The 13,207-nt window shown below is 76.7% G+C and carries 12 protein-coding genes; all 12 read left to right on the top strand.

Annotated features, from left to right (window positions below; translation table 11 throughout):
- Positions 1-98: 98 nt before the first annotated feature.
- A complete protein-coding gene (rplT, locus tag GTQ99_RS11435) occupies positions 99-488 on the top strand; it encodes a 50S ribosomal protein L20 (RefSeq protein WP_166615858.1) in 390 nt (129 codons plus the stop codon).
- A 32-nt stretch (positions 489-520) separates the two neighbouring features.
- Positions 521-1,381: a TrmH family RNA methyltransferase gene (locus GTQ99_RS11430; RefSeq protein ID WP_338074928.1), complete on the top strand. Its 861-nt coding sequence runs from the start codon at positions 521-523 to the stop codon at positions 1,379-1,381.
- Between the two features lie 73 nt (positions 1,382-1,454).
- The gene (locus GTQ99_RS11425; protein WP_338074927.1) at positions 1,455-2,618 is read left to right on the top strand and encodes a sensor histidine kinase; all 1,164 of its coding nucleotides are present in this window, start codon (positions 1,455-1,457) and stop codon (positions 2,616-2,618) included.
- A gap of 150 nt (positions 2,619-2,768) precedes the next feature.
- Complete coding sequence (gene pheS / locus GTQ99_RS11420; RefSeq protein WP_166615857.1) at positions 2,769-3,929, top strand: phenylalanine--tRNA ligase subunit alpha; 1,161 nt, start codon at positions 2,769-2,771, stop codon at positions 3,927-3,929.
- Positions 3,929-6,502 carry a phenylalanine--tRNA ligase subunit beta gene (gene pheT / locus GTQ99_RS11415; RefSeq protein ID WP_166615856.1) on the top strand — a complete coding sequence of 858 codons (2,574 nt, stop codon included), beginning with the start codon at positions 3,929-3,931 and terminating at the stop codon, positions 6,500-6,502. The genes pheS and pheT overlap by 1 nt, the downstream gene beginning before the upstream one ends.
- The gene (locus tag GTQ99_RS11410; protein ID WP_166615855.1) at positions 6,495-7,298 is read left to right on the top strand and encodes an SDR family NAD(P)-dependent oxidoreductase; all 804 of its coding nucleotides are present in this window, start codon (positions 6,495-6,497) and stop codon (positions 7,296-7,298) included. Before pheT ends, GTQ99_RS11410 begins: the two co-directional genes overlap by 8 nt.
- Before the next feature lie 55 nt (positions 7,299-7,353).
- A complete protein-coding gene (gene argC / locus GTQ99_RS11405) occupies positions 7,354-8,412 on the top strand; it encodes an N-acetyl-gamma-glutamyl-phosphate reductase (protein WP_166615854.1) in 1,059 nt (352 codons plus the stop codon).
- Complete coding sequence (gene argJ / locus GTQ99_RS11400) at positions 8,409-9,575, top strand: bifunctional glutamate N-acetyltransferase/amino-acid acetyltransferase ArgJ (protein WP_166615853.1); 1,167 nt, start codon at positions 8,409-8,411, stop codon at positions 9,573-9,575. The genes argC and argJ overlap by 4 nt, the downstream gene beginning before the upstream one ends.
- Positions 9,572-10,474 carry an acetylglutamate kinase gene (gene argB, locus GTQ99_RS11395; RefSeq protein ID WP_166615852.1) on the top strand — a complete coding sequence of 301 codons (903 nt, stop codon included), beginning with the start codon at positions 9,572-9,574 and terminating at the stop codon, positions 10,472-10,474. Before argJ ends, argB begins: the two co-directional genes overlap by 4 nt.
- A gap of 20 nt (positions 10,475-10,494) precedes the next feature.
- On the top strand, positions 10,495-11,757 hold the full coding sequence (locus GTQ99_RS11390) for an acetylornithine transaminase (RefSeq protein WP_166615851.1): 1,263 nt from the start codon (positions 10,495-10,497) through the stop codon (positions 11,755-11,757).
- On the top strand, positions 11,754-12,686 hold the full coding sequence (gene argF / locus GTQ99_RS11385) for an ornithine carbamoyltransferase (RefSeq protein ID WP_166615850.1): 933 nt from the start codon (positions 11,754-11,756) through the stop codon (positions 12,684-12,686). The genes GTQ99_RS11390 and argF overlap by 4 nt, the downstream gene beginning before the upstream one ends.
- On the top strand, positions 12,683-13,207 hold a 525-nt coding region (locus tag GTQ99_RS11380; protein ID WP_166615849.1), incomplete at its 3' end, for an arginine repressor. The genes argF and GTQ99_RS11380, both read left to right, overlap by 4 nt.

Below are 13,207 nucleotides of genomic sequence, written 5' to 3'. Positions count from 1 at the left end.
CACCCACCCCCTCCCCGCGGAGCGCGCGAGCGCCGTCCCGACCACGGACCGGCGCCCCGCCGGCGCCCGCGACACCGACCAGCACAAGGAGCACCCCCGTGGCACGCGTCAAGCGCGCAGTCAACGCCCAGAAGAAGCGCCGCACCGTCCTCGAGCAGGCCAGCGGCTACCGCGGCCAGCGCTCGCGGCTGTACCGCAAGGCGAAGGAGCAGGTCACCCACTCCCTCGTCTACGCCTACCGCGACCGCAAGGCGCGCAAGGGCGACTTCCGCCGCCTGTGGATCCAGCGCATCAACGCCGCGGCGCGCGCCGAGGGCATGACGTACAACCGCTTCGTGCAGGGCCTGAAGGCCGCCGGCATCGAGGTGGACCGCCGCATGCTGGCCGAGCTGGCCGTCAACGACGCCGCGGCCTTCGCCTCGCTGGTGAAGACCGCCCGCGCCGCGCTCCCGGCCGCCCCCGTGGCCGCCGAGGGCTCCGCGGCCTGAGCACGCCCCGCACCGCTCCCGGACGCCCGGCAGTGACCCGCACCACCCCGCCCCTCCTCGCCAACCCGCGCGCGGAGCGGGTGCGGGCCGTGCGGGCGCTGACCGGGCGTCCGGCGCGTTCGCGCCAGGGCCGCTTCCTCGCCGAGGGCCCGCAGGCCGTCCGCGAGGCCGTCGCCGCCGGCGCCGTGGAGCAGCTGTACGTCACCGAGGAGGCCGCCCGGCGCCACGCCGCCGTCCTCGAGCGGGCGCTCGGGGACGGCGTGCGCACCTGGACGGTCACCGAGGACGTGCTGGCCGCCATGAGCGACACCGTCACCCCGCAGGGGCTGCTGGCGGTCTGCCCGGTGCGCACCGCGCAGCTGGCCGACGTGCTGGCCGCCCGCCCCCGGCTGGTGGCGGTGCTCGACCGCGTGCAGGACCCCGGCAACGCCGGCACGGTGCTGCGCGCCGCCGACGCCGCCGGCGCCGAGGCCGTCGTCCTCACCCGCGGCAGCGTCGACGTGCACAACCCCAAGTGCGTGCGCTCCACCGCGGGCAGCCTCTTCCACCTGCCGGTCGTCGTCGGCCTGCCGCTGCAGCAGGTGGTCGAGGAGCTGCGCGGAGCGGGCTCGGCCGTGCTGGCCGCCGACGGCGAGGGGGCGCTCGACCTGGACGACCTGGCCGACGCCGCGGTCACCGGGACGAGCGCCGGCGCCGACCTGCGCGCGCCGACGGCGTGGGTGTTCGGCAACGAGGCGGCCGGTCTCGACGAGGCGGCGCGCTCGCTGGCCGACGCCGTCGTGCGGGTGCCGCTGCACGGCGGCGCCGAGAGCCTCAACCTCGCCACCGCGGCCGTCGTCTGCCTCTACGCCAGCGCCCGCGCGCAGCGGCGCGCCGGGCCCGCCGCGGGGTGAGCCGCGCGCGCCGGGCGGTGACCGCCGCGGTGACGGCGGGTGGTCGGGGGTGCCATGCCCTACCCTCGCTCGCGTGCCCGAGGCGAGGGGGAGCGCCACCGCCGCACCGGCGGTGCCCGTCGCCCTGCCCCCGGAGCCGCCCGGCGCAGCGGCGCCGGCCACCGCCCCCGCGCCCGAGGTGAGCGTCGTGACGACAGCCCTCGTCCTCGACGACCTGCCCGACGGCCTCGTCGTCGTCGCGGCCGACGGCACCATCGCCGACGTCAACCTGGCCGCCGTGCGGCTGCTGGGCCGTCCCGGGGCCGAGCTGGTGGGCACGCCGGTCCGCCGCGCCCTGCCGCTGCAGGACACCTCCGGCCGCCGCTGGTGGGACGTGCTGGCCCAGGCCGGCGGGCAGCGGCCGACGGGCGTGTCCGCCGACGGCCACACCGAGCGCCTGCTGCTGCTGCCCGGCGGCACCGAGCTGCTCGTCACCGCCCGCTACCACCGCCGCCCCGACGGCACCCTGGAGCGGGCCGTCCTCGCCCTGCGCAGCCCCGACGAGCGCCGCCGCGCGGAGTCGGACGCCGCGAGCCTCATCGCGACCGTCGCGCACGAGCTGCGCTCGCCGCTGACGTCGGTCAAGCAGTTCACCGCCAGCCTGCTGCGGCGCTGGGACCGCTTCAGCGACGAGCAGAAGCGGCTCATGCTCACCACCGTGCAGGCCGACGCCGAGCGCGTGAGCCGCCTCGTCGGCGACCTGCTCGACGTGGCCCGCGTCGACGCCGGCCGCCTGACGGTGCACCGGCGCCCGCTGGACCTGGTGACCCTCGTGCGCGAGCACGTCGACCGGCTGCGGGTGGCCGGCTACGACGACGACCGCTTCACCCTCACCGCCGCCTCGCCGCTGCCGGAGCTGTGGGCCGACCCCGACCGCATCGCACAGGTCGTGACGAACCTCGTCGACAACGCCGTGCGCCACGGCGCGGGCACGGTGGCCATCGACGTCGCGGCCACCGCCGGGGAGGTCGTGCTCACCGTGGACGACTCCGGCGAGGGCGTGCCCGCGGAGAACCGCCCGTACGTCTTCAGCAAGTTCTGGCACGGCGGGCAGCGCAGCGGCACCGGGCTCGGGCTCTACGTCACCCGCGGCTTGGTGGAGGCGCACGGCGGCGACGTCGAGGTCGCCTCCTCGCCCGCCGGGGGCGCCCGCTTCCGCGTCCGGCTGCCCGCCGGGGTGCCCGCGGGCCAGGAGTAGGCGCTCGAGAGGGCCGGCCCGGTCGGGCCGCCGCGGGGCCGCTCGCGGGCCGCGCCGCGAACTGCGTCGTGCTCGCGCGGGGCGGTCTGGGAGGATCGCAGGCGACGAAGCCACCGGGGCAGCACCCCCGATCGAGGAGAACCGCACCCGATGCCCGACCCGAAGCCCGAAGACCCCGCCGGCGGCGCCGAGGGCGCGGTCGACGAGTCGAGCGTGCAGGCGGCGCTCGACGCCGCCCTCGCCGCCGTCGAGGCGGCCGCCGACCTCGACGAGCTCAAGGCGGCGCGGCTGGCCCACGCCGGCGACCGCAGCCCGCTGGCCCTGGCCAACCGCGCCATCGGCGCGCTGCCCGGCCCCGAGAAGGCCGCCGCGGGCAAGCGCGTGGGCTCGGCGCGGGGCCGGCTGAACCAGGCCCTCGCCGCCCGCGCGGGCGTGCTGGAGGCCGAGCGCACCGAGCGGGCGCTGCGCGAGGAGGTCGTCGACGTCACGCTGCCGGGGCGCCGCCCCGAGCGCGGCGCCCGCCACCCGCTGCCGCTGCTCATGGAGCGCGTCGCCGACGTGTTCACCGCGATGGGCTGGGAGGTCGCCGAGGGCCCCGAGGTCGAGGCGGAGTGGTTCAACTTCGACGCGCTGAACTTCGACGTCGACCACCCGGCGCGGCAGATGCAGGACACCTTCTTCGTCGCCGACGCCGAGGGCGGCGCCGGCTCGGGGCTGGTGCTGCGCACCCACACCTCCCCGGTGCAGGCGCGCTCGCTGCTCACGCGCGGGGTGCCGCTGTACGTCGTCTGCCCCGGCAAGGTCTTCCGCACCGACGAGCTGGACGCCACGCACACCCCGGTGTTCCACCAGCTCGAGGGCATCGCCGTCGACGAGGGCCTGACGATGGCCCACCTCAAGGGCACCCTGGACCACTTCGCGCGCGCCATGTTCGGCGACGCGGTCGAGACCCGCTGGCGGCCGGCGTTCTTCCCGTTCACCGAGCCCAGCGCCGAGCTGGACCTGCGCTTCTCCCTGGGCCGCGAGGCCGAGCGCGGCTGGATCGAGTGGGGCGGCTGCGGCATGGTCAACCCGAACGTGCTGCGCGCGTGCGGGATCGACCCCGAGCGCTACCAGGGCTTCGCGTTCGGGATGGGCATCGAGCGGACGCTGATGTTCCGCAACGGGGTGACGGACATGCGCGACATGGTGGAGGGCGACGTGCGGTTCAGCCGGGCGTTCGGCGTGGAGGACCTGTCCGCGTCGGCGGTGGCGGACGTGCTGGGCGGCCCCGCCGACCCGGGCACCGGCGCGGGCGAGGGGGTGCTCTGATGCGCGTCCCCCTGGACTGGCTGGCCGAGCACGTCGACCTCGAGCCCGGTGCCACGGGCGCCGACGTCGCCGCCTCGCTGGTGCGCGTCGGGCTCGAGGAGGAGGGCGTGCACACCTCCGGCGTCACCGGCCCGCTCGTGGTGGGCCGGGTGCTCGAGCTCGCGCCCGAGCCGCAGAAGAACGGCAAGACGATCAACTGGTGCCACGTCGAGGTGGGCCCGCAGCACGACGGCCCCGAGGGCTGGCGCGGGATCGTCTGCGGAGCGCACAACTTCGCGGCCGGCGACCTCGTCGTCGTCGCGCTGCCCGGTGCCGTCCTGCCGGGCGGGTTCGCGATCGCCGCGCGCAAGACCTACGGGCACGTCTCCGACGGGATGATCTGCTCGGCCAAGGAGCTCGGCCTGGGCGCCGACTCCGAGGGGATCATCGTGCTGTCGCAGCTCCTGCCCGGCGTGGAGGTGTCGCCCGGCCAGGACGCGCTGGAGCTGCTGGGCCTGGCGGGGGAGACCGTCGAGGTCAACGTCACCCCCGACCGCGGCTACTGCTTCAGCGTCCGCGGCATCGCGCGCGAGTACGCCCACGGCACCGGCCGCCCGGTGGCGCAGGTCTTCCGCGACCCCGTCGCCGTCGAGGTGCCCGCGCCCACCGGCCCCGGGTACCCGGTGCGGCTGAGCGACGACGCGCCGATCCACGGCACCGTCGGCTGCGACCGCTTCGTGGCCCGCACGGTGCGCGGGATCGACCCGAGCGCGCCGACACCGCGCTTCATCGCCGACCGCGTGCGCCGGGCGGGGATGCGCTCGATCTCGCTGGCCGTGGACGTGACGAACTACCTCATGCTCGAGACGGGGCAGCCGCTGCACGCCTACGACCTCGACGCGCTGCAGGGCGAGCTCGTCGTGCGCCGCGCCCGGGCGGGGGAGCGGCTGACCACCCTGGACGGCGTCGAGCGCGCCCTGGACCCGCAGGACCTGCTCATCACCGACGAGGCGCCCGGGGACCCGGCCAGCTCGCGGGTGCTCTCGCTGGCCGGCGTCATGGGCGGGCAGAGCACCGAGGTGTCGGCGAGCACCACCGACGTCCTGGTCGAGGCGGCGCACTTCACCCCGGTGACCGTGGCGCGCACCGCGCGCCGGCACAAGCTGCCCACCGAGGGCGCCAAGCGCTGGGAGCGCGGCGTCGACCCGGCGATGACCGCCCGGGTCGCCGAGCTGGCCGTGCGCCTGCTCGTCGAGCACGGCGGCGGCACGGCCGACACCACGGCCACCGACGTCGTCCTGGGCGGGGGCCCTGCGCCCTCGCCGACCATCGCGATGGACGCCGGCTTCCCGGCCCGCCTGACGGGCACGGACGCCGGCGAGGCGGAGGTCGTGGCCGCGCTCACCGAGATCGGCTGCGCGGTGCGCGCCGAGGGCGGCCGGCTCGAGGTCGTCCCGCCGTCCTGGCGGCCGGACCTGCGCCAGGGCGTCGACCTCGTCGAGGAGGTCGCGCGGCTGCGCGGCTACGACACGATCCCGTCGGTGCTGCCGGCCGCCCCGGCCGGGCGCGGGCTCACCGCGGGTCAGCGTGCGCGCCGCTCGATCGCCCGCTCGCTGGCCGACGACGGCTTCGTGGAGGTGCTCAGCCACCCGTTCGTGGCGTCGGCGGTGCACGACGCGCAGGGACTGCCCGCCGACGACCCGCGCCGCACGGCGCTGCGGCTGGCCAACCCGCTCTCCGAGCAGCAGCCGCTGATGCGCACCAGCCTGCTGGACTCGCTGGTGGAGGTGGTGCGCCGCAACGTCTCCCGCGGGCTGCGCGACCTGGCGCTGGTTGAGCTGGGCACGGTGGTGCACCCGACGCCGGGTGCACCGCCCGCCGAGGTCCTCGGCGCGGCGGGCCGCCCGGGCGAGCAGGAGCTGGCCGCCCTGCTGGCCGCCGTCCCGCGCCAGCCGCTGCACGTGGCCGGTGTCCTGACCGGTGCGCGGCGCCCGCCGGGGGCGGGCGGCGAGGGCTTCCAGCGCACCGCCGAGCCCGCGACGTGGGCGGACGCGGTGGAGGCGGCGCGCACCGTGGCGGCGGCCGCGGGCGTGGCGGTGCTCGTCGAGGCCGACCGGCGGGCGCCCTGGCACCCGGGGCGCTGCGCGCGGATCACCACCGCCGCCGGGCACGTCGTCGGCCACGCCGGGGAGCTGCACCCGCAGGCGGTCGCGGCCCTGGAGCTGCCCGCGCGCGCGGTCGCCTTCGAGCTGGACCTCGACGTCCTGCTCGCCCAGGTGGGCGCGAGCGTGCAGGTGCAGCAGCTGTCCGGCTACCCGGCGGCCACCCAGGACGTGGCGCTCGTCGTCGACGCCGACGTGCCGGCGGGCGCGGTCGAGGCCGCGCTGCGGGCGGGCGCCGGGGAGCTGCTGGAGGACGTGCGCCTGTTCGACGTCTACACCGGCGCCCAGGTCGGCGAGGGCCGCAAGTCGCTGGCGTACGGGCTGCGCTTCCGCGCCCCGGACCGGACGCTGACCGCCGAGGAGGCCAGCGCGGCCCGCGAGGCCGCGGTGGCCGAGGCCGCGGCCCGCACGGGGGCGGTCCAGCGTGGCTGAGCAGCCGCGGGCGCTGGTGACGGGCGCGACGCACGGCATCGGCCGCGCGCTCGCGCTCGGCCTGGCGCGGGCGGGCTTCGCCGTGGGGGTGGCGGCCCGCACGGCGCGGCTGCTGGACGAGCTCGTCGACGACGTCGCCGCCGAGGGCGGGCGGGCGGTGGCGACGGCCTTCGACGTCGCCGACGCCGCGGCCGTGGCGCACGGCGTGCGGGCGCTGGAGCACGAGCTCGGCGGCTTCGACCTGCTCGTGCAGTCCGCCGGTCGCATCGAGGCGGTGGAGGCGCCGCCGTGGGAGGCCGACCCGGCGCAGGTGCGCGCGGTCCTGGAGGCCAACGTGCTGGGGCCCTTCCACGTGGTGCGGGCGGTGCTGCCCGGGATGGTGCGCCGCGGCTCGGGCCGCGTGGTCGACCTCAGCTCGGGAGCGGCCGCCAAGGACGGCGGCACCTACGCCGCCTACGCGGCGAGCAAGGCGGCGCTCTTCCGGCTGGGTGGCGCGGTCGCGGCGGCGGGCGCGGCCCACGGCGTGCGCGCCTTCGAGCTGTCCCCGGGCGTGGTGCGCACGGCCATGTCCACGAGCATGGCCCAGCACGCCGAGCGCACCGAGTGGACCGACCCCGACGAGGTCGTGGCGATGGTGCTGGCCATCGCCCGCGGCGAGCTGGACGCCTGGTCCGGCCGCTTCCTGCGGGTGGGGGTGGACACCCCGCGCTCGTTGCGGGCGGTGCCGCTGCCGCTGGCCCCGCAGGCGCGGCGGCTGGTGGTCGCGCCCTACGGCGAGGACGACCCGCTGGGCTGAGCACCGCTCGCGGACCCGCGTGCATGGCTACCCGAGGCGGTGTATGGTCATGCACATGGACTCGGGGAAGCGGCTCACCGTCGCTGTCGCGGGGGCCAGCGGCTACGCCGGCGGGGAACTGCTGCGCCTGCTGCTCGCCCACCCGCACGTGGAGATCGGGGCGCTCACCGGCGCCTCCAACGCCGGGACGGCGCTCGGGGCGCTGCAGCCGCACCTGCTGCCGCTGGCCGAGCGCGTCCTGCAGCCCACGAGCGCCGAGGTCCTCGCCGGCCACGACGTCGTCTTCCTCGCCCTGCCGCACGGCGCCTCGGCGGCCGTGGCGCAGGAGCTCGGCGACGACGTCCTCGTCGTCGACTGCGGTGCCGACTTCCGGCTGACCGACCCCGCGCAGTGGGAGAGGTTCTACGGCGGCCCGCACGCGGGCAGCTGGCCCTACGGGCTGCCCGAGCTGCCGCTGGCCGGCGGCGGCACCCAGCGCGAGCGGCTGGCCGGCGCGCGGCGCATCGCCGTCCCCGGCTGCTACCCGACCGCGGTGAGCCTGGCGCTGGCGCCCGGCTTCGCGGCCGGGGTGCTCGCCCCCGAGGACGTCGTCGTCGTCGCCGCCTCCGGGACCTCCGGCGCGGGCAAGAGCCTCAAGCCGCACCTGCTCGGCGCGGAGGTCATGGGCTCGATGAGCCCCTACGGCGTCGGCGGCGGGCACCGGCACACCCCCGAGATCGAGCAGAACCTCACCCTCGCCGGCGGCTCCGGGGTGTCGGTCTCCTTCACCCCGACCCTGGCCCCCATGTCCCGGGGCATCCTCGCCACCTGCACCGCCAGGCTGGCCCCCGGCGCCGCCGCCGCCGCCGTGCGCGCGGCCTGGGAGCGGGCCTACGCCGGCGAGCGGTTCGTCACCGTCCTGCCCGAGGAGCGCTGGCCCTCCACGGCGATGGTCCTGGGCGGCAACTCCTGCGCGCTGCAGCTGGCCGTCGACGAGCACACCGGCCGCGTGCTCGTGGTGTCGGCCATCGACAACCTCGTCAAGGGGACCGCCGGCGGCGCCGTGCAGTCGGTGAACGTCGCGCTCGGGCTGCCCGAGGACGCCGGGCTGACCGCCGTGGGGGTCGCCCCGTGAGCGTCACCGCCTCCGCCGGCTTCCGGGCCGCCGGCGCCACCGCCGGCCTCAAGGCCTCCGGGCGCCCCGACGTCGCCCTCGTCGTCAACGACGGCCCGCTGGACGCCGCGGCCGCCGTCTACACCTCCAACCGCTGCAAGGCGCACCCGGTGCTGTGGAGCGAGCGCGCCAGCGCCGACGGGCACCTCAAGGCCGTCGTGCTGAACTCCGGCGGGGCCAACTGCTTCACCGGCCCGCAGGGCTTCCAGACCACCCACGCCACCGCCGAGCTGGTCGGCGAGCTCGTCGGCGCGGGCGCCGCCGACGTCGTCGTCTGCTCCACCGGCCTCATCGGCGTGCAGCTGCCCCGCGACGCGCTGCTGAGCGGCGTGCGGGCCGCGCACGCCGCCCTGGCCACCGACGGGGGCACCGCCGCCGCGACGGCCATCATGACCACCGACACGGTCTCCAAGCAGGCCATCGCCACCGGGACCGGGCCGGACGGGACGGCCTTCACCGTCGGCGGCATGGCCAAGGGCGCCGGGATGCTCGCGCCCGGCCTGGCCACCATGCTCGTCGTGGTGACCACCGACGCCGTCGCCGAGCCCGCCGACCTCGACCGCGCGCTGCGCAGCGCCACCCGCACGACCTTCGACCGCGTGGACTCCGACGGCTGCACGTCCACCAACGACACCGTCGTGCTCATGGCCAGCGGCGCGAGCGGCGTGCGCCCCGAGCCCGGGGCGCTGGACGAGGCCGTCCGCTCGGTGTGCGCCGACCTGGCGCGGATGCTCGTGGGCGACGCCGAGGGCGCCGAGCACGACATCGCCGTGGAGGTGGTGGGCGCCGCCAGCGAGGAGGACGCCGTGGAGGTGGGCCGCTCGGTGGCCCGCAACAACCTCTTCAAGACCGCCGTCTTCGGCAAGGACCCCAACTGGGGCCGCGTCATGGCCGCCGTCGGCACCACCGGCGCGGCCTTCGACCCGCAGGCCCTCGACGTCAGCCTCAACGGGGTGGCCGTGTGCGTGGGCGGCGCCCCGCACGAGGACCCCGCCGGGGTGGACCTGACCCCCCGGGAGGTGCACGTGCGCATCGACCTGCACGCCGGCGAGCGCTCGGCGACGGTGTGGACCAACGACCTGACCCACGCCTACGTCCACGAGAACAGCGCGTACAGCACGTGAGCGGCATCAGCGGCCTGTCCGCGACCGACAAGGCCAGCGTGCTCGTCGAGGCCCTGCCCTGGCTGCAGAAGTGGCACGGCGCCCTCGTGGTGCTCAAGTACGGCGGCAACGCCATGGTCGACGACGAGCTCAAGCGCGCCTTCGCCGAGGACGTCGTGTTCCTGCGCACCGCGGGCCTGCGCCCGGTCGTCGTGCACGGCGGCGGCCCGCAGATCTCCGCGATGCTGCAGCGCCTGGACATCCCCAGCGAGTTCCGCGGCGGCCTGCGGGTGACGACGCCGGAGACCATGGACGTCGTGCGCATGGTGCTCACCGGGCAGGTCGGCCGCGAGCTCGTCGGCCTGCTCAACGCGCACGGGCCGCTGGCCGTGGGCCTGTCGGGCGAGGACGCCGGCCTGCTGCGCGCCCGGCGCCGGCACGCCCTCGTCGACGGCGAGCTCGTCGACGTGGGCCTGGTCGGCGATGTCGTCGGCGTGGACCCGGCCGCGGTCCTCGACCTGCTCGCCGCCGGGCGCATCCCGGTGATCTCCACGATCGCCCCCGAGGTCGACGAGGACGGCAACCTGCTGGAGGGGCGGGTGCTCAACGTCAACGCCGACACCGCCGCGTCGGCGATCGCCGTCGCGCTGGGGGCGCAGAAGTTCGTCGTCATGACCGACGTGGCGGGCCTGTACTCCGACTGGCCGGACCGCGCCTCCCTCGTGCGCGAGATCACCGCCTCGGCGCTGGCCGACCTGCTGCCCAGCCTGCAGTCGGGCATGGTCCCCAAGATGGAGGCGTGCCTGCGCGCCGTGCGCGGCGGGGTCCCGCGCGCCACGGTCATCGACGGCCGGCAGGCGCACTCGGTGCTCCTGGAGGTCTTCACGACCTCCGGCAACGGCACGATGGTCGTGCCGTGAACCCCCAGCCAGGAGGAACGGTGGAACCCGTCGAAGCGTCCGCAGCGCTGCCGGTGGCCGAGGGCGGCGGGCAGGCCTGGCTCCAGCGCTACTCCGCCTCCGTCATGCAGACGTTCGGCACCCCCCAGCGCGTCCTCGTGCGCGGCGAGGGCTGCCACGTGTGGGACGCCGACGGCAACCGCTACCTCGACCTGCTCGGCGGCATCGCGACCAACTCCCTCGGTCACGCCCACCCGCTGCTCGTCGCCGCCGTCACCGCCCAGCTGACGACGCTGGGGCACGTGTCGAACTTCTTCGCCAGCGTGCCCCAGGTCGCCCTCGCCGAACGGTTGCTGGAGGTGGCCCGCGCCCCCGAGGGCTCGGCGGTCTTCTTCGCCAACTCCGGCGCCGAGGCCAACGAGGCCGCGTTCAAGATGGCCCGGCGCACCGGCCGCCCGAAGGTCGTCTCGACGGTCGGCGCCTTCCACGGCCGCACGATGGGTGCGCTCGCGCTGACCCACAAGGAGGCCTACCGGGCCCCGTTCGAGCCGCTGCCGGGTGGTGTGGAGTTCGTCCCCTACGGGGACCTCGGCGCGCTGGGCCGAGCGGTCGACGGAGCGACCGCCGCGGTGTTCCTGGAACCGGTGCAGGGCGAGAACGGCGTCGTCCCGGCACCCGAGGGCTACCTCGCCGCCGCCCGCCGCATCACCGCCGAGCACGGCGCCCTGCTCGTCCTCGACGAGGTGCAGACCGGCATCGGCCGCACCGGCGAGTGGTTCGCGCACCAGGCCCCGCGCCACGGCGGCCTGCTCCCCGACGTCGTCACCCTCGCCAAGGGCCTGGGCGGCGGCATCCCGGTCGGCGCCGTCATCGCCTTCGGCCCGCGCAACGCCACGCTGCTGGGCGCCGGGCAGCACGGCACGACGTTCGGCGGCAACCCCGTCGCCGCGGCGGCCGGTCTGGCGGTGCTGCACGCCGTCGAGCGCGACGGCCTGCTGGGCAACGTGCGCACCGTCGGCCGCCACCTGCGGGAGGCGGTGACGGCGCTGGAGCACCCGCTGGTGGAGACCGTCCGCGGCGAGGGCCTGCTGCTGGGCATCGCGCTGACGCGCCCGCTCGCCGCGCACGTCGTGCAGGCGGCGCTCGCCGCTGGGTTCATCGTCAACGCGGCCCGCCCGGACACGGTCCGCCTCGCCCCGCCGCTGGTGCTGACGACCGCGCTGGCGGACACCTTCGTCGCCGCCCTCCCCGCCATCCTCGACGCGGCCGCCGCAGCGGCCGAGCAGAACGGAGCGACCCCGTGACCGTCCGGCACCTCCTCGCCGACGACGACCTGAGCCCCGCCGAGCAGGCCGAGGTCCTGGCCCTGGCCGCCGGCCTCAAGGCCGACCGCGCCGCGGGCCGCTTCATCGAGAAGCCCCTCGCGGGGCCGCAGACGGTCGCCCTCATCTTCGACAAGCCGTCCACGCGCACCCGGGTCTCCTTCAGCGTCGGCGTGGCCGACCTCGGCGGCGTGCCGCTGGTCATCGACGCGGGCAGCTCGCAGCTGGGCCGCGGCGAACCGGTCGCCGACACCGCGCGGGTGCTGGAGCGGCAGGTCGCCGCCATCGTGTGGCGCACGTTCGAGCACAGCCGGCTGGAGGAGATGGCGGCGCACTCGCGGGTGCCCGTCGTGAACTCCCTCACTGACGACTACCACCCCTGCCAGGTCCTCGCCGACCTGCTGACGATCGCCGAGCACAAGGGCGAGCTGGCCGGGCTGACCCTGGCGTACGTGGGCGACGGCGCGAACAACATGGCGCACTCCTACGCCCTCGGCGGCGCCACCGCCGGGATGCACGTGCGCATCGGCACCCCGGCCTCCGACCTGCCCTCCGCCGCCGTGCTCGAGCGCGCGCAGCGCGTCGCCGAGAGCACCGGCGGATCGGTGACCGTCACCTCCGACCCCCTCGCGGCCGTCGCCGGCGCGGACGTCGTCGCCACCGACACCTGGATCTCCATGGGCCAGGAGGGCCAGGACGGCGAGCGCTTCCGCCCGTTCGCGCTCACCGCACCGCTGCTGGCGCACGCGGCCGACGACGCCCTCGTCCTGCACTGCCTCCCCGCGTACCGCGGCAAGGAGATCGACGCCGAGGTGCTCGACGGGCCGCAGTCGGTGGTCTGGGACGAGGCGGAGAACCGGCTGCACGCGCAGAAGGCCCTGCTCGTCTGGTTGCTCGCGGCGTCGCGGTGACCTCGCCCCCGGCGCCCGGGCAGGGCGCGCAGCACCCGGGCACGGGCACCAAGGCCTTCCGCCACGACCGGATCGCCGCGGTGCTCACCCGCGCCGCGGTGCGCTCGCAGACGGAGCTGGCCGCCCACCTGGCCGAGGAGGGCGTCGCGGTCACGCAGGCGACGCTCTCGCGCGACCTCGTCGAGCTCGGCGCCGTCAAGGTCCGTGACGGCGAGCGCGGCCTGGTCTACGCCCTGCCCGCCGAGGGCGGGGACCGCACCCCGCGCAGCGTCGTCGGCCAGGAGGTGCTGGACGCCCGGCTGGCGCGCTGGTGCGAGGAGCTGCTCGTCAGCGCCGAGGCGTCCGCCAACCTCGTGGTCCTGCGCACCCCGCCCGGCGCCGCGCAGTTCCTGGCCAGCGCCATCGACCACTCGACGATGCCGGTCCTGCTGGGCACCATCGCCGGCGACGACACCGTGCTCGTCATCTCCCGCGACCCCACCGGCGGCGCCGCCGGTGGGGTCGCGGGAGATGACGAGCAC

Origin of the sequence: Kineococcus vitellinus, from assembly GCF_009906315.1 — a bacterium.
Lineage (GTDB): Bacteria > Actinomycetota > Actinomycetes > Actinomycetales > Kineococcaceae > Kineococcus > Kineococcus vitellinus.
The sequence above is the reverse complement of the archived record's forward strand: the minus strand, read 5'-3'. Positions and strand labels throughout refer to the sequence as shown.